The organism is Sorangium sp. So ce362, from assembly GCF_051519845.1.
Lineage (GTDB): Bacteria > Myxococcota_A > Polyangia > Polyangiales > Polyangiaceae > Sorangium.
Genome location: NZ_CP150332.1, coordinates 4,316,498 through 4,342,248 on the forward strand (window position 1 = coordinate 4,316,498; position 25,751 = coordinate 4,342,248).

Annotated in this window: 14 protein-coding genes; all 14 read right to left on the reverse strand. The window is 72.0% G+C overall.

The window, feature by feature from the left end; genetic code table 11:
• Positions 1-48 precede the first annotated feature (48 nt).
• A complete protein-coding gene (locus WMF17_RS16730; RefSeq protein WP_437650447.1) occupies positions 49-453 on the reverse strand; it encodes a calcium-binding protein in 405 nt (134 codons plus the stop codon).
• A 69-nt stretch (positions 454-522) separates the two neighbouring features.
• Entirely contained in the window at positions 523-795 is a 273-nt protein-coding gene (locus tag WMF17_RS16735; protein WP_437650448.1) for a phosphotransferase, read from the reverse strand.
• An 880-nt stretch (positions 796-1,675) separates the two neighbouring features.
• Positions 1,676-3,322 (reverse strand): hypothetical protein, encoded by a 1,647-nt coding sequence (locus WMF17_RS16740; RefSeq protein WP_437650449.1) that lies wholly within the window; start codon positions 3,320-3,322, stop codon positions 1,676-1,678.
• Between the two features lie 6 nt (positions 3,323-3,328).
• Positions 3,329-4,660, reverse strand: coding sequence for a hypothetical protein (locus WMF17_RS16745; RefSeq protein ID WP_437650450.1), 1,332 nt, complete (start codon positions 4,658-4,660; stop codon positions 3,329-3,331).
• The gene (locus WMF17_RS16750; protein WP_437650451.1) at positions 4,657-5,640 is read right to left on the reverse strand and encodes a hypothetical protein; all 984 of its coding nucleotides are present in this window, start codon (positions 5,638-5,640) and stop codon (positions 4,657-4,659) included. The genes WMF17_RS16745 and WMF17_RS16750 overlap by 4 nt, the downstream gene beginning before the upstream one ends.
• Positions 5,640-8,180 (reverse strand): type VI secretion system Vgr family protein, encoded by a 2,541-nt coding sequence (locus tag WMF17_RS16755; protein ID WP_437650452.1) that lies wholly within the window; start codon positions 8,178-8,180, stop codon positions 5,640-5,642. The genes WMF17_RS16750 and WMF17_RS16755 overlap by 1 nt, the downstream gene beginning before the upstream one ends.
• Positions 8,181-8,185: 5 nt before the next feature.
• Positions 8,186-9,091 (reverse strand): hypothetical protein, encoded by a 906-nt coding sequence (locus WMF17_RS16760; protein ID WP_437650453.1) that lies wholly within the window; start codon positions 9,089-9,091, stop codon positions 8,186-8,188.
• A 1-nt stretch (position 9,092) separates the two neighbouring features.
• Complete coding sequence (locus WMF17_RS16765; protein WP_437650454.1) at positions 9,093-13,109, reverse strand: DUF6531 domain-containing protein; 4,017 nt, start codon at positions 13,107-13,109, stop codon at positions 9,093-9,095.
• A 20-nt stretch (positions 13,110-13,129) separates the two neighbouring features.
• Complete coding sequence (locus WMF17_RS16770; protein ID WP_437650455.1) at positions 13,130-13,588, reverse strand: hypothetical protein; 459 nt, start codon at positions 13,586-13,588, stop codon at positions 13,130-13,132.
• Positions 13,585-15,768 (reverse strand): type VI secretion system Vgr family protein, encoded by a 2,184-nt coding sequence (locus tag WMF17_RS16775; RefSeq protein ID WP_437650456.1) that lies wholly within the window; start codon positions 15,766-15,768, stop codon positions 13,585-13,587. The genes WMF17_RS16770 and WMF17_RS16775 overlap by 4 nt, the downstream gene beginning before the upstream one ends.
• Complete coding sequence (locus WMF17_RS16780; RefSeq protein ID WP_437650457.1) at positions 15,765-17,966, reverse strand: type VI secretion system Vgr family protein; 2,202 nt, start codon at positions 17,964-17,966, stop codon at positions 15,765-15,767. Before WMF17_RS16780 ends, WMF17_RS16775 begins: the two co-directional genes overlap by 4 nt.
• Positions 17,963-18,529, reverse strand: coding sequence for a hypothetical protein (locus WMF17_RS16785; protein ID WP_437650458.1), 567 nt, complete (start codon positions 18,527-18,529; stop codon positions 17,963-17,965). Before WMF17_RS16785 ends, WMF17_RS16780 begins: the two co-directional genes overlap by 4 nt.
• A complete protein-coding gene (locus WMF17_RS16790) occupies positions 18,516-19,511 on the reverse strand; it encodes a DUF2169 family type VI secretion system accessory protein (protein WP_437650459.1) in 996 nt (331 codons plus the stop codon). The genes WMF17_RS16785 and WMF17_RS16790 overlap by 14 nt, the downstream gene beginning before the upstream one ends.
• A 130-nt stretch (positions 19,512-19,641) precedes the next feature.
• Entirely contained in the window at positions 19,642-25,677 is a 6,036-nt protein-coding gene (locus tag WMF17_RS16795) for an AAA family ATPase (protein ID WP_437650460.1), read from the reverse strand.
• Between the last annotated feature and the right edge of the window lie 74 nt (positions 25,678-25,751).

Here is a 25,751-nt window from a genome sequence, read left to right on the forward strand (position 1 = left end):
CCCGACGGGGCCATCGAGCTTGCCTTGATGAGATCTCCGCCCGCTCCTTCACCCGTCGCCTCGCCGGAAAAAGCGATAGGCCTCGATCCACTCGAAGCCCTTGGGCGGGGACTTCGGCAGCGGTAGATCCAGGACCGGGATGCGCTGCATGCGCGCACCGTGCTTGCAGGTGGCCACGATCTCCTCGGCGTCATCGAAGTCGATGCCGGTGACCTGAACTGGAACACCGAGCACCTCCGTCTCGAAGGGGACGTCGAGGTGGTCCTCCATCATGGTGAAGAATCCGACCCGCTGCTCGGACTCTCCGTAGGCGTCGACGATCGCCTCCTCGACGAGCCCCCTGAGCCGTGCCTCGTCGATCTCCGGTCGTGTCGGCCGCGCCGTCCTGCGCGATGTGCCTGCCACGCGCTCCGGCGTGTCGGACCTCTTCGTTCGCGAGCTTCGTGTAGCCATCGCGCATCTCCGCTGGATCTTGAACCGCGCCCTCGCAGGTCTTCGCCGCATCACGGGTATCCCCGCGCGTCAATTGGGTGCCGTGCTCCCGTGAGCACGACGAGCAAATTGATGGAGAGGTAATTGCCTCGCGTACTCCCAGTCGATGACGGCGAACGGCTGCTCCCAGTGAAGGAGGATGTTCTGCCCCAGGAGATCCCCATGGATGAGCGTCGCGGGCGCTTCCTCCGGCAGATGATCGAGGGCCCACCGCTCCGCCTCGCGGAGCTCGGTGAGGCCTCCCGGAGCTCGAGAAGGCGACCTCGAGGGCCCGCTTCGCGTGCGCCCATCCCGGTCCGGCATCGCGTAATCCAGTTCTCATCTGCGCGCCGACTCATCGCACAAGCGAGGTCCGAAGTGGAGCCCTGCTGTGCACGAGGACCGATCTCACGCGAGCCGGGCAGGGGAGCGCAACGAGCCATCCTCCATCCACCCATGCATTGCTGACAGAGCCAACAAATTGCCAATATTTCGGAGGAAGGTACCGCTTTCGGAGCAGCAGAATGCCGGCTCTGTCGTGGGTAAGTTGGCTGGCTGATCGGAATGCGTCGTGAGCTCCACACGAGATCTTCGTGATTCTCCACTTCGACGTGATCGACGAAGGCAAGCTCGTGGCGGCGCTCGACCGCGCGCGCGATATCACCCGCGCCGGCGAGGCGCAGGTCTGGTCGTGGGTGGGCAAGGGCGCGCAGCGCCAGGAGACGGTCTCCCGCGCCTTCCTGCGCGTCGACCAGGGGCGCCTGGAGATCCAGACCAACTCCCGCGAGCGCGGTGAGGCCGTGAAGGCCCTCGTCGAGCGGCTCGCGGGCGCCTCGGTGAAGCACCGCAGCACCGAGCACCAGGACCTGGAGCAGGCCGTGCTCGCGCACACGGTCCGGAAGGGGTCTCGAGCCCGCGCGAGCGCTCTGGATTGCGATCCGGAGGGGTCCGGACCCCCCATCTGGCACAAAATCATGCGCTTCGAAGGGGCAATTGGCACAAATTTGCGCAAAATCGGACGTTTTTTGGCACGAATTCCGCCGGAAAGACGCTCGATGGAGCGTTTCGGAGGGGTCCGGACCCCGGTGTGTCGCAATGCATTGCGGTTGAGCCAGTGCTCGACCCCCCTCCCTTGGCACAGATGGAGGCTGGCTGGCACATCTCTCCCGCGCATGCCGGGCGTGCTGGCCCCCTGGTGGCAGGCTCACGGCCTGCTCGTGCTCCGGAGGCGCCACGCGCGGTACGAGCTGCAGGCCGCCTCGAACGCGCTGCGCTCGGCGGGGGTCTGGGCGAGCCTCGCCGTCCAGGTGGCGTCGACCAGCGTCCTCTGTGCCGGGGTGAGGCCGTAGCGGCGCAGCGTCTCCGGGGCGCGCTCGGGCTCGAGCGCGAGGTCGACCGTGAGCGACGCGTACTGCTCGAGCGAGAACTGGACCGGCCCGCCGGCGGCGGCTCCGTCCGCGGCCTTGGCGGCCGCCGCGGGGGCGCCGGTGGGCGGAGCCGGGCGCGACGGCGCCGACGGAGGCGCGGGGTTCACGAACGGCAGCGGGTCCGCGCTCTTGCCGCCCGGGCGCGCGCCAGCCGCTGCCGGAGCGACGGTCGCCCCGAGATCGACGCTCGCCCTGGGACCGCCTGTCGGCCTCGACGCGGGCGAGGAACCGGCGACGAACGGCAAGATAGGCGACATCACGACGTCTCTCGGATCGACGGTGCTGCCGAAGTCGACGCGCGGCACCGCGGCCGGAGGCGCCTTCGCCTGCGCGCTCGCCGGCGATGGCGTGGCCGAGCTGGCCGGAGCGCGCTCGCCCGCCTTGGTGCGGGCCGCCTGATAGCGCGTCACCACGGCCTTCACGCGACCCTGGAGCGCGGGATCGGCGTTGATGCGACCCTGCCAGTACTGGAACGCCTGCGCCCGCTGCGCGGCCGTCAGCCGGTGCTTCTCGCAGAGCTGCGCCTCCGTCATGCCGAAGAGCGTGTGGTCGGCGAGCATCACCGCATACCGCTCGAGCGGGATGGGCGGCGGTGACTCCTCCGCCGGCGCCTGGCCCCGCGGGGCGGGGTTCTGGAACGGCAGGCCGTCCGTGAACGGGACGGCCGCCATCGCCGTGGTCGCGCCCTTGCGAGCCCTCGCGGGCTGGGCGCGCTCCTCGGGCATCGACGGAGGCGGAGGCGGCTCCACGATCGGGCTTGCGACCTGGGCCGGCACCATCGCGGGCCGCACCCCGACCGGCGGCACCCCGGCCGCCGGCACCCCGACCGGCGGTCCCCCGACCGGCGGCACCCCGACCGCCGGCGCCCCGACCGGCGGCACCCCGGCCGCCGGCACCCCGACCGCCGCCGCCCCGGCCGCCGGCGCCTCCACCGCCGCCGCGGCGAGCAGCGGCGACGGCGTCCGCGTCAGGGTCGGACATTCCTCGAGCGGCCCCTCCATGTGGCTCCGGAGCGTCGCGGCGAGCGCCTCGTCCGCCAGGACCCGGTTCGCCCAGCTCGCCTCGAGGCTCGCGTACGTCGCGAGCGGGAGCTCGTGGCGCGAAAGGAACGCGACAGGCTCCGCCGCGGTCACGAAGTGCCGGCGAAAATGGGCCCACGCGCGCACGTCCGACGCGATGGGCTCGAACGTCGGATCGAACCGCCGCTTCGCGGTCAGCAGGGCGGTGTCGAACGCCACGAGCAGCTCGAGATCCGAGGCGGCGCTCTCGTCGATCCCGGCCTGCCAGTGCTCCGACGCCCGCTCCCACTCGGCTGCAGGCACGCCGGCGTGCTCGAGGGCTCGCCACAGGTCGAGCCCGGCCCCGAGCCCGGCCACCACGGCAGCATACGACTCCAACGAGATGACCGTCTCCTGGTTCGACATAAGCCCTCAGCGCGCGAGGCGAGCCAGATCCGACAACGCTCCTTCCAGCGTCGCCCCGAACGCATCCCACGCCACCCGCGCCGGTCGGCCGGCCCGCGCGAGCAGCTCGTCGGCGCGCACGCGCACGGCCCCGGCCCACAGATCCGGGCGCCGCATCTCCGCGAGCACCGATCGCGGGGAATGAGGCTCGCCCCCCCGGAGGCGCGCCGGCTCGGCGGCCGCGGGGAGCGCCGCGATCGCCGCCTCCCACGCCGCCACGGTGGGCGCCGCGACGCGGTCGCCCAGGGCCGTCACGAGCGCGCCGTGCGCGTCCTCGTCGAGCTCGTCGCTCCCCAGCTCGGCGAGGAGGCGCGGAAACAAGGACGGCAGCCCGATCCGCCCCATCGCGTCGAGCGAGCCCGGGGTCGAGGGCAACCCCGCCGCGAGGTCGCGCGCGAGCTCGCCATCGCCCGCGTCGCCCGCGAGCGCGATCACGTCGAGCGCGTGCGGTCCGAGCGCGGCCAGGGCGCGAGGATCCATCCTCCGCACCCGGTCGAGCGGCTCGAGGTCTCGCAGCAGCATCCGCGCGCGCGCCACCTCGTAGGCGAAGGCAGGGCCCGCCACGTCGATCCACGAAGCGCGCCCCGGCGCCGGGTGAGCGGCGTCGGGCGGCGTGCGCGCGAGGTACCGCTCGACCGCCGCCTGGACGAGGGGGCTCCGCACCCGCGCCAGCGCGGCGAGCGCCTCGCCCGGGAGCTCGCCGGGCGGCGTCGCCTCCAGCGCGATCCCCGCGAGGACCGGCTGCTCCACGCGCGCCGCCCAGCGCCGCGCGCGCTCGCGCAGATCCGCGCTCGGCTGGGTCGCGATCGCCTCCGCGATCTCGAGCACGCCCCCGTACGTGGGGAACGCCGAGCCGTCGAGCGACGCGAGCCACCCCTCGAACGCGTCCTCCACGCCCGCCGCTTCAAGGCAGCCGAAGAGGACCGCCAGCGCCCACGCCGCGCCGGGGTGCTCGAGGTCCGCCTCGCCCGCGAACGCGGCGAGCTCCGCGGGCGTCAGGCCGGCCTCGGCGAGCGCGTCGATGTGCGTGAGGAGGCGGCGCGCGACCTCGGGCCGCTCGAGGTGCGGGCCGGCCCGGTGATCGGCCCCCAGCGCGACCGCCCGCTCCAGGAGGCCGGTCCGCACGTGCTGCTGCCACAGCGCCGCGGACAGCCCCGCCGCCCGCCCGGCGTCGAGGCGGACCTCTCCCTGCCAGTCGAGCGCGCCCAGATCCCGCTCCGCAGGCGGCGGATCCCGCCCGGCGAGGGGCGCGGCGGGGATCCCCCGCTGGAGCCCGGCAGAGGCCTTCCGGACGGTCATGACCGCTCGTCCCCCACGAGCGCGGCGCCCACGGTCCCGTCGCCCGACCGCGCCCAGGCGAGCGCCACGCGGCCGCCGACCTGCCCGGCGCCGGCCGGCCCGGGGAGGGGGAGCCCGTGCCGCAGCCAGGCCAGCGCGAACACCGCCGACATCAGGCCCGCGGCGCTCCCGAAGAGGCCGATCTGCCCCTCGAAGCTCGGCATCTCGGCGCGCTCCAGCCGCGCATTGTGCCGCACGGAGGCGAGATGGAAGTCGCGGATCCGGAGCGGATCCACGTCGAGCGGCCCGACCACCAGCGGCACCGCCGGGCGGAGCCGGAGCGCCGCGAACACGCGCGTGAGCGCGGCGCCGTCGGTGGGTAGATCGTTGTCGTCCCGCGCGTCGCTCTCCGCCGCGGCGTACGCGTGCACCTTGCCCGCGAGCGGCGCGCCCTGACCCGCGCCCCCGACGAGCCGCACCGCGGCCGCGCCCTCCGAGGGGGGCAGGGGATTGCGCGTGAAGGCGGAATAGCGCTGCTCCAGCCACAGCTCGAGGTCCTGCCGCCGGATCTGCGAGTCGACGGCGAGCACCACCACCTCCGGCTCCCTCCGGAGCAGCTCGCGCGCCTCCTGCAGCGCCGGCACGTACGCCGCCGCCCCCGAGCGCCGGCTCACGACGGTGTGGCCCGCGAGCGTCAGGAACCGCGCGACGTCCGCCTCGCCCTCGAGCGCCTCCGGGGGCGCGACGAGGAGGATCGGCGTGCTCCTCGACCCGGGCGCCGCGCGCGCCAGCGCCTGCTTCGCGAGCAGGCGGATGCGCGACGACCACGGGCGCGAGGGGGCGATCCACGGGCAGTGGTGGACGGGGAGGGCCTCGCCGTCGCGCGTCGTGAACGCGCCGCCCGCGTGCGGGCTGACCTCCGCCCGGTGGAAGAAGACATGCTCGCTCGGGCTCAGCCCGAGCGGCGAGACAAGGGAGATCTCCGCGACGCCGAGGGCCATCAGCCGGCGCTCTCCTTGCCTGTGTGCTGGGTCTTGCCGTTGATGGTGATCGTCGCGGACTCGAGGGTGAGGCCGCCGCCGTGCACCGAGACCGTGGACGCGCCGTCGCCGACGTCGAACACCACGGTCCCGCCGTCGAGGGTGAGGGGACCGCCCGCCTGGATCGACAGCGCGCCGCTGGCCTTCACAGCGAACTCGGCGCCCGCGTCGAGCCGGATGGCGCCGCCCGCCTTGAGGGTGTGGGCGGCCTTGACGTTGCGCCCGAGCCCGGCGGTCGCCCGCAGGGAGGTCGCCGCCGCGGTGTCCGACGAGGCGGCCATCGTGAGGCGCGAGATGCGGACCGCGGACGTCGTGTGGCTGCCCCCGATCGCGAAGCTCGACGCGCCGAGCGTCGTCCACTTGAGCGCCCCCGGCGTCTGGATGCCGTGGATCGCGCCGATCACCTCGGTCACCGCGCCGTTCACGACAAGCTTGCGGTGCCCCGGCGCGGCGGCGGCCGCGCCCGCGCCGGCGCCGCCGGGGCCCGCCGCGCCGCCGCCGCCCTGCTGCTCGGCCGCGCGTTGCTGGGCCTGCTCGGACCACGGCGTGAGCCCGGCGCTGTCCGCCGCCGCGACGATGGCGTCGCCGCCGGGGATCCGGCCGGCGACCTCCCCGAGGCCCGTCCGCGCCGCGGCCGTCGCGAGGCCGCTGAGCCCGCCTCGCTGGTACCCCTGGCCGAGCGCCTTGCCCCACGAATAGCCCTTCGTGAGGGCGGCGCCGACCCCGGGGATCTGCCCGACCCCGGCCAGCACCGCCGCCTCGGCGAAGCCCTTGAGCCCGCTGATCGGATCGCCCACCTGCTCGATGAGGTTGGCGCCGATCGAGACGGTCTCGCTCCCCACCTTCGTCGTGCCGGTGGCGTTGATCGTGATGTCCTGATTGCCACCCACGGAAGCCGTCTGGCGGTCGACGCCGACCGTCCACGCGTTCTCGAGGGACAGCGTCTCATTGCCGCTGATCTGCCACGATTGCGCGCCCTTGATGTGGATGTTCTCGAATCCCACGGTCTGGTTCTGCATGTCGACGCCGACGGTCGTCGTCTTGCCGAAGCCGGCGTGCCAGACCATGTGCTGCCGTCCCGCGGCGTCCTCCAGCGAGATCATGTTGGCCTTGCCGCCCCCGGGAGAGCTCACCGTGCCGAGCGCGGTCATCGTCTTGTTGGCGGGCAGGCCGAACGCGGGCAGCTGCCGGCCGTTGAAGGAGCGCCCGAGCACGTAGGGCCGATCCGGGTCGCCGTCCTCGAAGCCGACAAGCACCTCCCAGCCCACGCGCGGGAGGAGCATGGAGCCCGGGAGATTGGCCTGCATCACGCGGATCGGGAGGCTCGATGTCCCGTCCTTCGGGCCCCCGCGATCCCAGGGGAACGCGACGCGCACGCAGCCGGCCGCGTCGGTGTGGATCTCCTCGCCGCTCGCGCCTGTCACCGTGGCGCTCTGGATGCCCGGGACGCGCGGGCGAGGGGTGACGCGCGGGAGCCGGTACGGCACGCCGAGCGGGATCGCCCTCACGTGCAGCCTGCCTTCCGGATCGCCCGCTCTCCAGGTGAGCGATGTCTCGACGACGAAGTACTTGCCGCTCGGCGAGACGCCCACCGAGAGCGCGGCGTCGGCCTCGAACTGCACGCCGGGGCGGAGCTCGAGCGCCGTCGTGTCGAACTCGAGGACATCGGCGTCGGCCCGCAGCGCCTCGAGCCGCAGCCGCGCCTCGCGCTGCCCCTCGTCCTCGGTGCGGAACCGGCCGGGCGCCTGGTAGACCTCCACCGCCTTCTCCGGATCGAGGCCGCCCTCGGCCTTCGCCTCCAGCTTCACGGCGGGCTTCGCCGGGTCGTGATCGCGCAGGGCCACCTTGCCGGGGCGGCGCCTGCGGAGCTGCCTGGCGGCGAAGGCCACGCGCTTCCCGGGGTAAAGGCCCGATTCGTCGACGAACATCAGGGGATCCGGCAGGACCTCGGGCGCCCCTTCGGACCTGTCGCAGAGGACGAACGCGTCGAAGCCCTCCCTGGGATCGAACCGGAAGTAGAGGCCCTCTTCCTCGCAGATCCGGCGAAGGAAGACGTCGTCTGTCTCGTTCCACTGGGTGACGTGCTCGCGCTCCGGCGGCGGCTGCGCCTCGTTCACGAAGGCGTCGCCCTGGATGCCGGCGCCGGCGAGGAGCTCCTCCACGATCGCCGCGGCGGTCGTCCTGCGGAACACCCGCGCGTCCTTGCGCAAGGTGAGCCACTCGATGGCCGAGCGGAGGTCGATCGTGGTGAGCCGCTGCGCGCCCGGGTCGGCGGTGGCGACCGCGGTGAGGCCCGCGACGACGCCGTGGTGCACAGCGATCGCGCCGTCGTCGCCGGTGATCTCGATCCGCGCGGGCGTCCCGAGGAGGGCCTCGCCGTCGAGCGGCTCGGGCGCGGAGACGTCGACCTCGGCGCGCGTCGCGCGGCCGAGCGCGCTCACGAGGCGGAGCTCGATGGTGCGGGTGGTCGCCGGAGGATCGAGGGAGAGCGTGACGTGCATGGGAGTCAGCCCAGCCTTCTTCGTTCGGCCTTCGGCGGCCGCACGAGGAGCGCGTCCAGCGCGGGACCGAAGCCGCGCCATCCGTGCTGCTCCCGCCGCCAGAGCTTGCCATCGCCGGTGAGGACGTAGCCGGGGGCACCGAGCGACCAGCTCGTCCGCCGATCCTCCTCCGCGAAGAGCTCTTCCTCCTGAAGATCGCGGTCGAGCCTGGGCCGCACGCTGTACAGGGGACCGAGGTGCTCTCCGGTCGCGCGGCAATAGACCCTGTACCGGTCCGGGTAGCCCGCGGGAAAGGCCTTGTCCAGGCGTGCCGCGGAGACACCGAGGCGCGAAGGCGGCCACTGGCCCGCGGCGACGAGCGTATCCCTGGCAAAGCCGGGCGCCACAAGCTCCGCGGCGAGCCGGAGAGCGGTCAAACTGCCGCCGTGGAACGCCGCGCTTACCTGGACGAGCGCGCTCCTCAGCAGCGGCTCCAGGTGCCTGTCGCGCGTCATACGGCTCAGCGCCCACCAGTCGATCAGCCGGAGCCATTCTGCGCTCCGAAAGCGTCGGTCCACCGACCGGAGCTCCTTGAGCGCGCGTCCGAGGGGCGATCTCGGCGAGATCCGCGGCGCGAGGGATTGCACGTGCGCTCGGTACTCCCGGAACGTCCTCGGCCGCGCCACGCCGTCCCATGGGACATCGTCCGTTGTGACCTCATGCGGATGACCGAGCACCCGGCTCCCCTTCAGCACCACCTCGCACTCGCGAGGCCCATACGTGAGGAACTGAACCTCGTAGGGAGGGTCGGACAGCTCGCCGCCCGTGTAGAAGAAGTCCGGGAAGCCAAGCTCCTGGTAGAGCTCGATCTCCGGCGCGCGGCGCGCGGCGAGCTCGTTCATGAATTCGACGGTGGGTTGCGGCAGAAGCATGTCAGTGGCCCTTGTGGGCGATGAGCCTCGCCAGAGCGGCCCTGACCTGCTCCATCCTCGCGGCCAGGGCCCTGTCGCTCGGGGTCCCTGTCGAAGCGCGCTGGATGCCCTCGGTGAGGTTCCGGAGCAGCTGCCATCGCCAGCTCGCGTCGGTCCTCAGCCGCTGGTTCGCGGCGTTGATCTGATCCTGCACCGGTCCGGGCCTCCTCTCCGTGCCGGTCACCCGCTCGAAGGTGACGTTGCCCCTGCCGTCGGTCCGGACGCCCAGCTCGACGCCCGGATTGCCGGTGTAGAAGTGCGTGCCTTTCCCGTCGTTCCAGTCGCTTGTGCCGGCGGAGTGCGGCTGCCAGGGGTCATACGCCAGACCCAGAGGATCCCACGTTTGGGTTGGCGCCCCGCCGAACGCCATCAGATTCAACCCGCCATGGACGTTGATGGGATCCGGCGAGAGCCACCTCCCGCAGGCCGGCTCGAAGTACCGGAACCTCGTCGAGCAGAGGCCCGTCTCGTCGTCCGCGACCTGGCCGAGGAGCCGGAACGGGCTCTCCACGGGCAAGGTGTGCGGGTCCCGTTCGACCGACACGACATCGCCCCACGCGCCGTGCTGCGCCCGCCAGGCGATGCGCCCGCGCTCGTCCACGAGCTCGGTCGGCGTGCCGACCTGGTTGACGACGACGCCGAAGACCGTGCCCTGCTCGACCTGGAGCAGCGGCGTGAAGCTGCCCGGATCGTGGACGTGCACCCGGGCTCGCTCGCCCTGAGCCGAGACGTGCCGCTCCTCGCAGACGACGTCGCCGTCCCACAGATAATCGACCGACGCTTCCACCGGGGCGCCTCCGCTCGCGCCGCCCGCCAGGGCCGCGTCGAGGGCCGCGCCGTCCCATGCAGAGAGCACGGTCTTCCGGACCCGCCGGCCAAAGGCGTCGTACGTGAAGCGCACCCGCCTGCCGTCGGGGAGGACGACCTCCCTGAGCCGATCCTTTGTGTCCCAGCCGTAGAGCGTCACCTTCTCGCCGCCGCCTCCGGCCCCGCCTTTCTCGATGCGCTGGATACGCCGGCCGCGGCCGTCGTGAAGATAGCGGGCGTTGCCCGCCGCTCTCAGCACGTTCCCCGGGCCGAGCGACCAGCGTTGCGCGAGATCCGGTGATCCAGCGCCGCGCACCGCGCCGACGAGCGAGCCCGTCGGGTCGTACGCGAACACCTCCCGGCGCTTGCCGCTCGCCGCCTCCAGCAGCTGATCCGCGCGATCGTAGCGGTACGTCGTGGTGGTGCCGCCCGGGCCGTCGGGCCCATCGCTCACCGACGTCAGGCGACCTGCCGTGTCGTGGCCATACCGCCGCCTCACGGCCAGCCTCGCGGCGCCCGCCGCCCCCGCGGAGATCACCTGCTGCTGCACGAGCCGCCCAAGGACGTCGTGGTCCTGTTCCAGTCGCCAGGCGCCGAAGTCGCGGAGCCGCTCCCGGCCGGCCCCGTCGCGCTGGATGGATACCGCTCGTCCCTCGTGCGTGATCCCCACGAGCAGATCGTCGTCGTCATGGCGGTACTCCGTCCGCTCGCCTCCCGGCGCGACGCGCGCCGTGCGCCGGCCGCAGGCGTCGTACTCGTAGCGGACGGTGCGCCCGTCCTGGCGCTCGGCGATGACCTGTCCCAGCCTGTCCCGCTCGAACTCCGTCACCACCTTCGCCGTCGCGTCGGTGCAGACCGCGCGCACGATCCGCCCGAGCGCGTCCCGCTCGAACGTGATCTGGACGTCGGGCCCGCGATCCTCCACGACATTCCCGAGCTTATCGTACGCGAACTCCCGCCATTCGCCGTCGGGATGGTCGATCCGCGTGACCCGCCCCCCGCGATCGCGGCGGTACGTGATCAGCCGGCCATCGAAGGTCCGCTCCGATACAACGCGATCGGCGCGGTCGTACTCCAGGCGATAGCGCTCGAGCAGCGCATTGATGATCTCGACCGGGCGCTCGTCGGCGTCGTGCAGGAGGGCGACCACCTGCCCATCCGGCGGGACGATCTTCGCCAGGTGCCCTGTTCCGCTGTACTCGAAGCGGGTGGTCCTGCCCGCCGCGTCGGTCGTGCTTGTGACGTTTCCCACCGGATCATACGTCATCGCCAGGCGCGTCCCGTCGGCCCGCACCCTGGCCAGCATCTGGCCGAGCCGATCGTGCTCGGTGTGCGTGACATGGCCCGACGCCTCGACCCGCGCCACGGGCCTGCCGAGCGCGTCGTGGCGGAACCAGGTCGTCTCGCCGCGCCCCGAGGTCTCGGACGCGACGTTCCCGTGCTCGTCGTACGTGAACGTCGCGAGCGCGCCGTTCGGGCCGAAGGCGCCGGCGACGCGCCCGTCCGTGTCGCGCGCCAGGCTGAAGGACGCGCCGGTCGGGAGGGTGACGCTCACCAGCGCGCCGCGGGCGTCGTACTGGTAGCGCGTCTCGAGGCCCGCCGCGTCGACCCGCCGCACCGGCGCGTCGCCCTCGATCTCCCACGCGGTGACGTTGCCCGCGGGGTCGGTCTCCTTCACAAGGTTCCCGCGCGCATCGTACGCATACTCCATCGCTTCGCCGGCGGCGTTGCCCCGGCGGATCAGGAGTCCATCCTCGTCGCGCCCGCGCTCCGACGCCCAGCCGCCGTCGAACGTCTCCTCGCGCAGCACGATGCCGTCCTTCACGTGATATCGCCGCGCGCGGCTCGTGCCGTGGGTCCGCACCTCGCCCGTGTCGTCGTCGGTCGTCAGGCGGACGTCGTGCAGGCCCCCGTCGCCCCAGGTCCGCACGCACCGGCCGGTCTCCTCGTCGTACTCGTACTGGAACGAGATGCCGTTGCGCGCGGTCGTCTTCACCATCCGGTGCAGGCCGTCGTATTCCCATCGCTTGATGTGCGAGAGCGCATTTGTATGCGAGGCGAGCGTGCCCTCGACATGATAATCGTAATCGAACCAGGTCTGCAGCGCGGGCGCCTCCTCGCTCCCCGGGGCGCGCGCCCAGACCTCGACCCGGACCACCCGGCCTCTCTCGTCGCTCATCACGCGGACCTCGCGACCGCAGCTGTCCGAGATGCGCACGAGCACGCTCCCGCGGTACTCGAGCTCGATCCTGTGGCCGTACGGGTCGGTGATCGAGGCGAGCGCGAACCGGCCGTCCGGCAGCGCGCTGAACTCGCGGACGAGCCGGTCGTCCAGGCTCCGGATCAGGTAACGCTTGCCGGCCGCGCGGAGCTCGAGCCGCCGGCCGCGGTGGAAGCTGACCTCGTCCGGCGCGGGGACCGCGAAGTCGACGGGCAGCCCCTCGTCGTCGTGGAGCCGGATCACCTGCTCGCCCGGCTGCACCCACTGCTCGAAGGAGTGTATCCAGCCGCCCTTGCCGAGCGCCGTCGTCCTCCGCTTGTGATAGCCGGACGAGTAGGTCCGCCGCCATGCGAGCTCGATCGGGCCCGGCAAGGTCAGGTCGGTGCCGTCGTCGACGACGAAGCCGGTGCCGACGTCGATCGGATCGCCGACGTTCGTCTGGTTCGCGCGCTCCGGGTGGAACGCTCGATAGTACTCCTCGTTGACCGCGTGCGCCTTCGCGGCCGATTTCGACGCTCGCGCGAAATCGACCTTGTTCAGCAGGGGCACGACCATCTGCGCGATCTGCTGCTGGGCGGTCAGGACGTTCATGTTCACGAGATCGCCCGTGCCGCACACGTTCTTGCCGGCCGCCTTCACGACCATCGAGCCGGTCCGCATGACGGCGATCTTCGTGTCGGCGTGCGTCACGAGGTCGCCGCCGGCGGTCTTCGACGGCGCGTTCGCGGGCGGGTCGACGTCCATCTGGCTGCCCTCGACAAGCGCCTGCGTGTCCCAGATCCAGTAGCTGGAGTTGTGCTCGGTCCCGCTCTTGTTGGCGCTGCGCGCCGTGTACAGGAAGGGCGTCGGGACGGGGGGCGCCGGCGGGCTGACCGGGCTGATCGCGCCGGGGGCGACCGCGCCGTGTCCGCTCTTCTTTGTGGCGATCTCCTTCTTGCCGACGCTGCTCATTGTCGCTCCGGTGGGCTCCTCTAGGGGATCTCGACGTGCGCGCTCGCCAGCCGCACCTCGCGCGGGGCGTCCACGGTCACGGCGTCGGCCGACAGCTTCACGCGGCCGTCGGCCGACAGCTCCAGCCGCGATTTGCCCGCCCGGAGCACAAGCCGCCGCGGCGCCTCCACGACGACCTCCTCCGTCCTGCGCTCCCTCGTCTGGAGCGCGCCGAAGATCACCGCGTCGCCGCCCGCCATGCCCACGAGGACGATGCTCTGCTCGGCGAGGCACCTGTCGGCGAGCTCGAGATCCACGTCGGGCAGGACGCCCACCTCGATGGGCTCGCTGCCGAAGAGCGAGGCCTCGTACCGCCCTTCGGCGAGCTTCCTCAGCAGCTTCGCGAAATGGGCGCCGCCTCCCAGCGGCGGCGCTGCCTCCGTGCGGCGGCCGAGATTCACCACCTTGCCGGCCCGCTTCATCGTCCTCGCAGAGCTCATTTGACCTCTTCCTTCGTCGTCACGACGCTCGTCGAGTCGCCCTTGAGCTTTCCCTTCACCGTGATCGACGCCGGCGTGATCGTGACCGTGACGCCGCCCGCCTTGAGCACGATCCTCGTCTTCGCCTTGAAAGACACATCGGCGCCCTTGGCCCGGATGGCCCCGCCCGCCTTGAGCTTGATGACAGGTGCCCCCACCGTGAAATCGGCGCCGGCGTGCGCCCGGTACAGCCCCGCGTACTTCTCCGAGAGCACCGACGCGTTGATCGACACATTCTTCGCGCTCACGCTGAGCGGGCCGCCGGCGGTCAGCGTGCTGGCGCCGAGCACGCCCATCGACGCCGTGAGGCCGCCTATCTCGGTCCACGTGCCGCCCACGGCGATGGTCGAGGCGCCGGTCACATGCCGGTTCGTGCTCTGGATCGCGACGACGTTCTCCGCGGCCCCGACGATGCGGCTCAGCGTCGCCGCCTTCATCTCGTAGTCGCCCCCCACCGTCAGCTTCCGCGTGGCGCCCACGCTGACGCTCTCGCTCGCGGCGAAGATCCCGAGCACGCCCGTGGTCGTCACGTCGCGATTGCCGCCCACCGAGTACGTCTGCCCGGACGTGACCGTCGTCACCTGCTGCAACGTCACCGTGCTCGTGTGGTTGCCCCCGACGATGTTCTCCTCGTCCGCCGTCACGCGGACGACCTTGTCGTTCTCGGTCCTCTCGGTCGCGTCCTTCGACGCGGCGAAGTGCATTCCCTCGTTGCCCGCGGCGTCGTCGAACCGGATCTGGTTCTGCTTGCCGCTCCCCCCGGTGCTCTGCGTCCCCCAGTTGGACCGCACCTTCTGGCCCGGCAGGCTCTCGGCCGGGGGCGCCTGCCCGTTGTCGAGGCGCCCTAGCTCCAGCGGGGTATCCCCCGTCGGCGCAGGATCGTTCATGAACCCGACAAGCACCTCCCAGCCGGCCCGCGGCAGGAAGAACCCGCCGCTCAGCGGCGGCTGCACCGGCCGGATCCACGCGCTCGCCGTGTCGTCCTCCGGCGAGAGGCGATCCCAGCGGAAGCGCGCCTTGACCCGCCCCTGCGCGTCGGTGTGCATCTCGGCGCCCGGCGGCCCCATGATCGTCATCGTCTGCAGCCCGCCCAGCCCCTTCGCCGGCTGCCGCCTCGGCCGCGCGGGCCGCGCCGCGGGGACCGCCATGATCTCGGCCTCGTAGCGCAGATCGCCCGGGCCGTTCGCGGCGAAATCGCTGCCCCGGTGCCGCACCTCCAGGATCCGGAAGCGCCCGTTCTCGTCGTCCCGCGGCGCGTCCTCGAGCTCCACGATGAACCCCACCGCGACGTGCCGGCAGGTCGTGCGCGCCCGGAGGACCACGCCCTCGGTCTGCTCCTCCTCCAGGAGGAGCCGCGCCCGCGCCGCGCCCGCCTCGGGCGACCGATGGCGCCCCGGATACGCGAACCGCTGAAAGCGCTGCTCGCCCACCGACGCCGCCTGATCGACGGTGGGTCGGTCGGGATCGTAATCGGAGACCGCCACCCCGTCGTGCGTCACCCGATGGATCAACCGCACCTCGGTGACCACCTCGCCGGTCGCCATCCCGCCGTCCTGCACAACCCGGAGGCGCGCGCCGCCCGGGAGATCGTGGCAGGCCGACGTGTCCTGACCGAGCACCACGACGTCCTCGGACTCCTGGTGCTCGACCCAGAGCGATATCCCCTCTTCGGCGAGGATCCGCCGCACGAACGCGAGCACCGACTCGAACGCCTGGACGCACTGGATCCGCGGCTCCGGCCGGGTCGGCACGCGGATATCGAGGGTGAGGCCCGCCTCGAGCAGCAGCTCCTCGGCGATGGTCACCGCGTCCTTCTCCAGGAAGATGCGGTGATCCGACCCGTCCTCGAGCGGCATGAGGCGCGGGACGATCGTCAAGAGCGCGCCGACCCCCGAGCCCTCGATGGCATCGACGACCCCGTGGAACCGCCGCGCCACGTCGCGCAGCGCGTCCTTCGGCGTGATCTCGAGCGTCGCCTTCTTGCCGAGCAGCTCGTCGGGGACGAGCGCCTCGTCCCGCCCGGGAGCGACGCGCGCGAGGACACGCACGCTGCCGCCGACGTGGGTCCGCTCGAAGGCGTCGAACGACTGGACCGCGAGCGGCGGGGCGCCCTCGACGGTCAGCTCGAACGCGGCCCTCACGGCCCCACCTTGACCATGTCGTTCTTCTTGACCGACGGCGCGTCGAGCTTGACCGTGGACGACGACTTCAGCGCTCCCGCGAGCTTCATCGTGCTCCCCCCGTTCGCCGTGAGCGTCGCCGCCTTGACCGAGATCGTGCCCGCCTCGAACACGACCTTGCCCCCGCCCTCGATCGACAGGACTCCGCCCGCCTGGAGGGTCGCGCGGGCGCCCGCGTTGAAGGCCACCTTGGCGTTCGCGCTCTCGTTCGCGGCCCCGGCGGTGATGCTCTTTCGACCCGTGGTCCCGTCGGCGTAGGCGAGGGCGGCCGTGAAGCTGCGGACGCCGCTCACGAGCTCGGTCCGCGCGCCCGCCACCGACTGGTTGCTCCCGAGCCCCGCGGTCGTGGAGAGCGCCGCGCCGATGACCTGCGTGAAGGCCCCCTGGACCTTCGCGTTGTACTCGTTGCAGCGCAGGCTGTAGAGGGCGCCTATCTGCTCGACGTACGCGCCGTCCACGGCCGTCTTGTAGGTGCCTGTCACGCCGATGGTCTCGTTTCCGCCGATGCTCTCCGAGCGCGCCCCCTTGACGACGAGGTTCCCGTCCGCGCCCACGATGATCGATTGATTGCCCCCGATCGTCGTCGTCTGCCCGCCGTCGACGAGGAGCTGCTGCCCTTTCTGGACGGTATCCAGCCGGTTCGCCCCGACCTCGATCGAATGCGAGCCGCCGACCGATACCGTCTGATCCTTCGTCGCATGAACGAAGGTCTGCTCGCTCCCGCCGTCGTCGCCCATCCGGATCTCGTTCGTCGTCCCGCCGCCCGGCGAGGTCGCCGATTGCAGCGTGCTCGTCGCGCACCGGTCGGGCAGCGCGTAGGGCGGGGCGGCCCCGCCGTTGTAGATGCGCCCGAGGACGAACGGCCGATCGGGGTCGCCGTTCTCGTACACAACGGGGACCTCCCATCCGACGCGGGGCAACATCTGCGGCGCCGTCAGGTTCATCTGCAGCGTCCGCACCCAGCGCGAGCTCTTGTCGTCGCCGACGCCCGAGCGATCCCAGAAGAAGCGCACCTTGATCCGGCCGAGGTCGTCGACGTGGATCTCGTCCCCCGCGGGGCCGGTGACGATCGCGCTCTCGATCCCCGCCACGACGGGGCGCGAGCGCGGGATCTCGGGCCGATACGGGGCCTCCGGGGCGAAGGGGACGAGGGTGGCGCGGCTCTTGTACGGCGCGCCGCGGGGCTGCTCCCGCGAGGCCTGAACGAGCTCGTGCTCCACGGCGGTGATCAGGAACCGGCCCGAGAAGCACGCGTCCGCGGCGCCGGTGATCTGCACGACCCGCCCGGCGCGGAGGCGCGCGGTGCCGCTCTCGCCCACGAGCGTCGAGCGATGGCGGCGGAGCTGCTCGAGGCGGACCTGGGCCCGCGCGGCCGCCGCCTTCGGGTTCACGAGGCCCGACGGGTACTCGAAGACCTCCAGCGCGCCTTCGCCCGCGTCGCCGTCCACGGGGACATCGGGGTTCTGCACGTTGATGTCGCGCAGGCTCGCCCGGGTCGAGACGATCGACCAGCTCCGCCGCAGCGCGTGGAAGGCCAGCGCCATCGTGGTCCTGCCGCTCGCGTCCTCGAACGGCACGACGGGGCTCGGCCCCTCGATCCCCTCATGGGAGCTCGGGTGATCCCCGAAGACGAGGAGCGGCGTGTCGTCGTCGCGATCGAACCAGCCGTTGATCCCCTCGTCGGCGAGCAGGCGCGCGATGAACGCCCACTCGCTCTCTCCGTATTGCACCGTGGTGTCGCGCTTCGCGTACTGCCCGGCGAGGCGCCACCTCACCTGGGAGGCGGGGAAGCCCGCGCGGAGCAGGAGCTCGGCCACGATCTCCTGGGTGGTCTTGTCCTGGAAGATGGCGTGGCCCACGCGCAGGGCGAGCCGCGCGGCGGGCGGCCCGAGCGTGATGCGATAGCGGTCCTTGCCGCGGGAATGGCCCTCGTGGGACGCCTCGAGCGCGACGAGGTGGAATGTCGTCGTGAAGCCGCTCGCGTCGGCCAGCCCGAGGACCGCGTCCCTGTCGACGAGCGCCGCCGTGTCGAGGTGCGGGTCGGGGAGCAGCGCCTCGACAACGAACGCGCCGAGCTCGTTCATGGCCTCCCGCCCGCTGACCCGGACGATCTCGGCGCCGTCGAGCCCTTCCAGCTGGAGCTCTGCCTGGTTGATCACGGGCGCTCCTCTGCCGGCGCCGGCGGAAACACGAAGGGGGACACGGCGAGCGCGGGCAGGGGCGCGAGCGGGCCGGACATCGCCGCCTCGGCCAGGGCGAGGACCTCGGGATCGGCCAGGCGCGCTCGCCAGAGGCGCGCGAGGCGCAGCTCGTCGCCCGGGGTGAGCCCGGCGCGGCGGGCGAGCTCGCCCGGGTCGACGGCCTCGAGCGCGTGGCGCTGGAACGTCATCCAGGCGCCGATGTCGCGGTCGAGCGGATCGACGGGCCGCGCCCAGAGCGAGAGCGCCCGGCCGAGCGCGTCCTCGTACAGCGCGTCGAAGCGGTCGTCGTCGCCCGCGAGCGCGTCGGACACGCGCTCGCTCCAGAGCTCCTCGGCGCGGGCGAACGCCCGTTGCGGGACGCCGAGCCACGCCAGCACGGCGGGCACGGGGAGCCCGTCGAGCCGCGCCGCCTCCACGACGAGGTAATGCCCGAGCGAGACTCCCTCGATGGGCGCGCGGAGCGCCTCGGGGAGCCGGCCGTCGGCGGGCAGGGCGCGCAGGAGGGCGTCACGCGTCGACATCGAGCCGCGCCTCCCGGAGCAGCGTGTCCCCCCGGCCGAGGGGGACGACGCGCCGGTACGTGAGCTCGACGCGCGCCGCGTCGGGCTCGAGGACGGCCGTGTCGAGCACGAGCCTCAGGGACACAGGCGGCCCCCTCGTCCGGCGGAGGTGCGCGACGAGCGGGAGATCGGGGATGGTGACGTCGAACAATCCCTCGGGACACAGCCCGTGCGTGGCGATGACGTCGCCGGCCGCGAGCGGCCGATCCAGCTGCAAACCGGGGTGGGCGACGTGATGGAACCGCCTGTCGAAATCGAGCGGCGGCAGCGGCATCCGCTCGCGCTGCCAGGCCGCGTCCATCGTGCCGGACAGCGCCCGTCGCGGCAGCCACCACATCGGGATGGCGCCGAATCCGGCGGGCGCCGTCGGGTCGGTGTCCGTGATCGGGGATGCGGGATCCTCGATGCACGGGGCCGGAGCCCCGTCGAGCTCCGAGGCCGACTTATGGACGCCGCGCCCCACGGGGTTGTGCCAGTCCACGACGGTGCCGTCCTTCGATTTGCCGCCATAGGCGCGCTCGTAGGTGATCGCGGCGCGCTCGAACCGCGCCGCCGGGGAGATCTTGATGCCGAGGCCGCTCTCGTAGAAGACCCGCTCGCCGTGCACGGTGAGCGACATCGACCGCCCCGGCGCGCGCACGGCGACGTCGAGGCTCGTGACGGCCTTCGTGGAGACCGCGCTGCCGACGATCACGACGTCGGCCCCCGGCTTCTCGCACGAGACGTCGCCGGGATAGCGAATGCTCGACTCGCGCCCTTCCCGGACAGCGGCCTCGTCGGTGGGGACGTCGCTCAATCGAACGGGAGCCTGCTCGTCCAGGAGAGCGAGCCCGGGGCCGCGCTTGCCATAGGTGGCCTTGACCAGGAGAACGACGACGTCGACGCCCCGCTCATCGTGCAGGGGAACGGCCAGAGCGGCGCAGGGCGTGGCGTTTGCGAACATTCGGCGGCGCCTGGCAAGCTATCCGAACGCGCAGGGGGGTACCAAGAAACGCGCCCTGAACCGAGCGTTGACTCAGAATCATTGAGTTTTTCGAACGATGAAGGTCCGCCGAGGAGGGCGGCGCCTCGTTTCAGATCGGCGGCTCTCGACGGCTGTCGACGAGCAGCGCGCGAAGCGCCTTGAACTGAAAGCTCTTCGCCAGCGCGGAGAGCCGCCCCAGCCACGGTCTCAGCTGCTCGTCCTTTTCTTGCAACCGCTTCGCTTCCTCGATCAACTCGAGGACCCTCCCTCGGCTCGACAGATCCAGGAGCCGCGCCAGATCGTCGGGCTGCGGACGGGGCAGCGCGGCGAGCTCGGCCTCGGTGAGGACGGCCGGCGAGGGGAGCGGTCCTTGCCGCTCCTCGCGGATCCAGGAGAGCCCCAGCGAGCGCTCCAGCCGATCGAGCAGCGCCCCCGCCTCGACCGGCTTGGGAAGAAGATCGTCGCACCCGGCCTCACGGCTTCGCTCGAGCTCGCCCCCGGCGACGCTCGCCGACGAGGCGAGGACGACGGTCCGCGCGAGCGCGGGGAGCTGTCGCAGGCGCCGGGTGGCCTCGTAGCCGTCCATTCCCGGCATCGCCAGATCCATCACGACAAGCGCCGGCGTGTGCTCGGCCGCGAGCCTCAGCGCCGCCTCGCCGCCCTCCGCCTCCAGGACCAGAAAGCCGCGCGGAGCCAGCAGATCGCGCAGCACGGCGCGGTTGTCGGCGTGGTCGTCCACCACGAGCACGCGACGTCGCTCGCCTTCATAGCCGGTGATCTGCTCCCACCCGAGCGCCGCGCCCGCGGCGCTCGCGGGAGGTCGCGCCTCCGTGAGGCGCAGCGTCACGGTGAAGACGCTGCCCTCGCCGAGCCGGCTTTGCACCTCGATGCGGCCGCCCATCCGCTCGACGATCTGTCGGGTGATGGTCAGGCCGAGCCCCGTCCCGTCGGCGCGGGCCACCTCGCTGCCGACCTGCTCGAACGGCTCGAAGATGCGCAGCAGGTGCTCGGGCGCGATGCCCGGACCGCTGTCCTCGATCCGAAAGCGCACGGTGCGCTCGGGCCCGCTCTCCTCCAGCACATCGACCTGGAGGCTGACGCGGCCGCGCTCGGTGAACTTGATGGCGTTGCTCAGCAGGTTGAGCAGCACCTGGAGGAGGCGCTTGTCGTCGGTGTGGACGTGGGAGAGCGGCGGCCCGGACACCCGTGAGGAGAACGCGAGCCCCTTGGACTCGGCCCGCACGCGGCAGAGATCGGTCACGGTGCCGATGAGCGCGGGGAGCTGGACCTCCCTCGGGGTCAGATCCATCCTGCCGGCCTCGATCTTGGCCAGGTCGAGGACATCGTTGATCAGCGTCAAGAGGTGCTCGCCCGAGCGGCGGATGGTCTGGACTCCGTTCCTCTCCGCCGGCGAGAGCGACGTCGAATGCTCGAGGATCTGGGCATAGCCGAGGATGCCATTGAGCGGGGTACGCAGCTCATGGCTCATGTGGGCCAGGAAGGTGCTCTTGGCCTGGTTGGCGGCGTCCGCCGCTTCCTTGGCGGCCCGCAGCTCTCGGGTGCGCGCTTCGACCTCTTGCTCGAGGTGCGCGTTGGCCGCCTGGAGCGCCTCGGTCTTGCTCCGCACCTCGGCATAGAGGGTGGCGTTCTCGACGGCGGTGGCGGCCTGGGAGGCCAGCAGCGCGCAGAGCTCGATCCGCGCCTGGGGGAACGCGTCGACCGCGTGCGCATGCTCTAGGTACATCACGCCCGAGAGACGCCCCTGGTGGACGAGCGGGACGGCGAGCAACGAGGGCGGCCTCCGGGATCGCAGATAAGGATCGGTGTCGAAGCGAGGGTCGGTGACGGCCTGGCCGAGCACCACCGGCACCTTGCTGCGCTCGACGTACTGCACAACGGAGCTGGGGAGCCGGGCGGAGGCGCCGATGGGCTCGTTCAAGTCGAGCGCGAGGCGCTCGGGATCGAGGGCGAGCTCGGCCTCGACGCGCAGGGCGCCGCCCTGGACCAGGGCGAGCACGGCGCGCTCGGCGCCGGCGTTCTCGGCGAGCAGGCGGAGGATGCGGCCGATGAGGGCGCCGAGGACGAGCTCGCTCGACAGGGCCTGGGTGACGCGGACGGTGGTGGCGACGTCGAGCGCCGCGTTGCCGGTCGTGTCGGTCGTGTTGATGGAGGCCGTCGTGGGGGCGCGCTCGGCGGCGAGAGCCGCCGCGGGGCCCGGGAGCAAGGTCGGATGCTGCTCGTGGAGGTGGGCGACCAGGGCGAGCGCGCCCCAGCGGGTATAGGCGTCGCAGGCCTGGCGCAGGTAGTGGGCCGCGAGGCGCTCGCGGTTCGCCGAGAGATGGAAGTCGGCGCAGAGCTGGGCGGCGAGGGCCTCGACGTGCAGGAAGCCGTGCGCGTGGGCCTGCTCGATGGCGTCGTCGTAGGCCGAGAGCGCGTCGTCGGTGCGGCCGTCGAGGCGGGCGCGCTCGGCCTCGAGCAGCCGCAGCTTGTGGCCGAAGTTCTCCGCGCACCCCTCGGTGAAGGTACGAAAGCGCTCGATGGCGTGGTCCAGCGTGGCGAGGAGCCCTGCGCGCTCCTCGTGCGGGCGCGTATCCGCTTGCGGGCGTGTAGACACGCAGCACTTCGCGGCGGCGAGCCCCCGCCAGAGCGGGATGTCCGTCACGGAGGGAGTCCCGTAGACGGCAGGACGGAACCGCTCGGCTTCCTCGGCGTGCTCGAGGGCCCGCGTGTGCTCGCCGAACGAAAGGAACAGATGCACCTCCAGGATGCGCGCCAGCTCGGCCACGAGCCCATTGCCCCTCGCGAGGAAAGAGCGCGAGCTCTCGGTGAGCCAGTCCTGCTCGGGGGTGGGCCTGGGACGCGTCGCGGCGCGGAGAAAGGCGGCGTAGTCTGCGACAAGCGCGAAGAATTGCCGTCCGTGGGCGTCGCCGGCCCGCGCCATCAGGTCTCGCTGCGCCTCCTCCCGCTTCGCCACCTGGTCGAGCGGGCGTCCTCCCCACAGATCCACGTAATAAAGCTCGCCGAGCAGGCCGTAGCTGGTGCCCACGAAGGAGCCGGAGACGGTCGCCGCGCGCAGCGCGGCTTGATAGCAGGACCGGCTCTGCTCCACGGGAGATTCATGGGGCACATACAGCCCTCGAATGAAGGAGCACTCCGGGAAGAAGGGCGAGGCGAGGCGTATCGCCGCCTGCTCTCCCTCCCGCGTCCAGCGCACGCTTCCGCGGTAATCTCCGAGGAAGGCCGATGGCGCGTGGGCGAGTATCCCGATGAAGAACGGCGCCGCGGACGTCAGCGCCCCCCGCTTCATCGCCTGGTGCGTGTTGCGCACCGCCGCGAGGGCGAAGGTGGCGGGGCGCGTGCCGATCACGGCGCACAGCCCCATGGCGGCCTCGAGGGCATCGCAGAGCGAATGCTCGGGGGAGGGATCGGCGGGCATCCGGGTGAAGCCCTCGGGGTGCTCGTCGAGCCATGCATTGCACTCCCCGAGCAGCTGCTTGATCTGAGCGATGCACGCCTCGTTGCTCTCGGGGTAGTGGATGCCCTGCTCGGCGAGCGCCAGGAGCCCGAGGCTCTCTCCTTCTCGGAGCTGCCCGGCGGCGCGAAACGCGCGCACGCGCAGCTCCTGCGCCGCGAGCCTCGGCGGCGCGGGCAGCGGCCGCGAAAGGAGCGCCAGTGCTCCCCGGTGCACCTCGTCGAACGCGCGCAGCATGTAGTCCGCCTCGATGCGTTCGAGCGCCATCTCCACCGACAGCTGCGGCTCGTCCTCCCACGCGCGCTCTCCCAGGAGCCGCTGCGCTTGCTCCGCGAGCGTCGCTTGCAGCTTGTAGGAGCCGTTCGCCTTCGCTGCCCTCGCTCCTCGCAGGTTCAGCTTCGCCAGATCCTTGCGCTCCCCCTCGTTCTCGAGCGCCGCGGCCCCCAGGTTCAGGTGCCTCACCATCTCCAGCTGCTTCTGGTTCGAGCCCCCCTGGCGCTCGAACACCGCCCGGAGCCTCCGGCCGATCGCGAGGTGGGTCCTCGCTCGCTGCTCCGGCGGGATCCGTTCGTAGAACGCCTGCTGCACGCGGTCGTGCAGAAACCTGTAGCGCGCCTCGAGATCGCGGCTCAGGTGCGCCAGCGACTGCGCCAGCGCCTGCGCCTCTCGGTAATGCCCATCGCTGGGGAGCACCAGCCCCGCGAGCACCGCGGGCCACAGGACGGCCCCGACCTCGGCCGGCTCCTTGCCCGAGAGCACCGTCAGCTCCTCGAACGAGAAGCTGTGGCCCGCGCACGCCGCCTGTCCCAGGACGTCCTGCGTGCTCGCTGGCAGCTCCACCACCTTGCGGAGCACGAGATCCACGACGTTGTCGGTGACCGCCGCGCGCTCCACCGCGTCCTGATCCCATTGCCACGCGCCGTCTTCCAGATCGCGCCGCACGCGCTTCTGACGGTGGAGCTCCAGCAAGAGCTGGCCCAGGAAGAAGGGGTTGCCGTGCGTCTTGCGATGCAGCGCACCCGAAAGCGGTCTGACCCGCTCGGGCTCGGCGGACAGCGCGAGCGTGAGCCACTGCGCTACCGACGCCTCGGAGAGCGGCCCCACGGTCAGCCGCGGCGTCGTCACGCCGCTCGCCGATACCGCCTCCACGAGCGTCCACAGCGGGTGGCCCGGCTCCACTTCGTTGTCCCGATAGGCTGCGATCACGAGCAGGTGCTTGCGCCCCACGTCCGTCAAGAGCACCTTGAGCAGCTCCAGCGACGCGGGGTCCACCCACTGCAGGTCGTCGAGGAACAGCACCAGCGGCGGCGAGGCGTCGGTCACGGACCGCACGAAATCGATCCAGCTCAGCTTGAGCCGGTTGTACGCCATCTCCGTCGGCACCTCCGGCACGGGCGCGAGCGTGCCCATCAGCCATTCCAGCTCCGGTACCAGGTCGGCGATCACCCGCGCGTTCGGGCCCAGCGCTCGATCGATGCGCGCGCGCCACGACTCGAACACGGGCTTGGGACTGGCGGTCAGGTTGTTCAAGAGGCCCGAGAAGGCCTGGGCGAGCGCGGCATAAGGGACGGAGCGCCCGAGCTGATCGTGCTTCCCCGAGAGGAGCAGCCCCCGGCCCGCCCTGGCGATCTCGCGGTAGACCGAGCGCACAAGGGCCGTCTTTCCCACCCCCGACGGGCCCGCGAGCAGCAGCACCTCGACCGCCCCGCCCGCGGCGCGCTCGAAGGCCGCGGCGATCTCCCGGCTCTCCTCGTCGCGGCTCACCAGGGTCTGCGGAAGCGAGAGCCTGGGCGAGAAGTCCTTGCGTCCCAGGGCAAATGGCGCGATGTGGCCGCGCTCGGTCCACGCCGAGAGCGCCCGCTCGAGGTCCGAGGCGAGGCCACTGGCCGTCTGGTAGCGCTGCTCGGGGTGCTTCTCGAGGCAGCGCTCGACGAGCCGCGCCACGGCGCCGGGGACGCCCTCGACGAGGCGCGGCTCGTCGAGCGCGGGCGGCGTCTTGGCGAGGTGCGCATGCACCAGCGCGAGCGGGTCCTTCTCGAGAAACGGCCGCCGTCCCGACAACGCCTCGAACAGCAGCACGCCCAGCGAGTACAGATCCGTGCGGGCGTCCAGCCCACGGGCGGTGCGCCCGGTCTGCTCGGGAGAGATGTAGGCGAGGGTCCCTTCCAGCGCGTCGGGCAGGCTCGCCTCGGTCGCCTCCTGGGCCAGCTCCGAGGCGATGCCGAAGTCGACGAGCACGACCTCGGTCCAGGTCTCATCGACAAGGATGTTCTGCGGCTTGACGTCCTTGTGCATGACGCCGGCTGCATGCACGCCCTGGAGCACGCGGCACACGCCCAGGGCGAGGCGCAGGGCAGCCTCGATGTGCAGCCGGCCGCGCTCGGCCAGCACCCGGTCGAGCGAGCGCAGGCCGGCGTCGTGCAGGACCAGCGCCACACTGCCGCCCTGCTGTTCGAGCGCCAGAGGGCGCGCCACGCCGGGTACATCGGCGAGCTTGGTCAGGAGCTGGTGCTCGTGCAGGAGCCGGCCGACGGTGCGCGAGCTCGGCGTCATCGCGACGGGCTGCTTGACGACCACGCGCTCGCCCGAAGGTCTCTTGACGGCGCGCTGGACGCGGGTCTCGAGGCCCTCATAGAGCGTCTCGCCCCATAGATAATCCACGAGCTGCATCATGGTCTCTGTTCTCCTCGGGCGAATCTGTGGCCCTGCACGGCTCTTGGCATCGCTGATCGAGGGCAGGACGCCTC

What these genes read in the sequence shown, in the direction of transcription:
- WMF17_RS16730 (WP_437650447.1), bottom strand. Translation starts at nt 453, where the DNA reads ATGGCTACACGAAGCTCGCGAACGAAGAGGTCCGACACGCCGGAGCGC.
- WMF17_RS16785 (WP_437650458.1), bottom strand. Translation starts at nt 18,529, where the DNA reads ATGTCGACGCGTGACGCCCTCCTGCGCGCCCTGCCCGCCGACGGCCGG.
- WMF17_RS16760 (WP_437650453.1), bottom strand. Translation starts at nt 9,091, where the DNA reads ATGCTTCTGCCGCAACCCACCGTCGAATTCATGAACGAGCTCGCCGCG.
- WMF17_RS16740 (WP_437650449.1), bottom strand. Translation starts at nt 3,322, where the DNA reads ATGTCGAACCAGGAGACGGTCATCTCGTTGGAGTCGTATGCTGCCGTG.
- WMF17_RS16795 (WP_437650460.1), bottom strand. Translation starts at nt 25,677, where the DNA reads ATGATGCAGCTCGTGGATTATCTATGGGGCGAGACGCTCTATGAGGGC.
- WMF17_RS16770 (WP_437650455.1), bottom strand. Translation starts at nt 13,588, where the DNA reads ATGAGCTCTGCGAGGACGATGAAGCGGGCCGGCAAGGTGGTGAATCTC.
- WMF17_RS16735 (WP_437650448.1), bottom strand. Translation starts at nt 795, where the DNA reads ATGCCGGACCGGGATGGGCGCACGCGAAGCGGGCCCTCGAGGTCGCCT.
- WMF17_RS16790 (WP_437650459.1), bottom strand. Translation starts at nt 19,511, where the DNA reads ATGTTCGCAAACGCCACGCCCTGCGCCGCTCTGGCCGTTCCCCTGCAC.
- WMF17_RS16750 (WP_437650451.1), bottom strand. Translation starts at nt 5,640, where the DNA reads ATGGCCCTCGGCGTCGCGGAGATCTCCCTTGTCTCGCCGCTCGGGCTG.
- WMF17_RS16755 (WP_437650452.1), bottom strand. Translation starts at nt 8,180, where the DNA reads ATGCACGTCACGCTCTCCCTCGATCCTCCGGCGACCACCCGCACCATC.
- WMF17_RS16765 (WP_437650454.1), bottom strand. Translation starts at nt 13,109, where the DNA reads ATGAGCAGCGTCGGCAAGAAGGAGATCGCCACAAAGAAGAGCGGACAC.
- WMF17_RS16745 (WP_437650450.1), bottom strand. Translation starts at nt 4,660, where the DNA reads ATGACCGTCCGGAAGGCCTCTGCCGGGCTCCAGCGGGGGATCCCCGCC.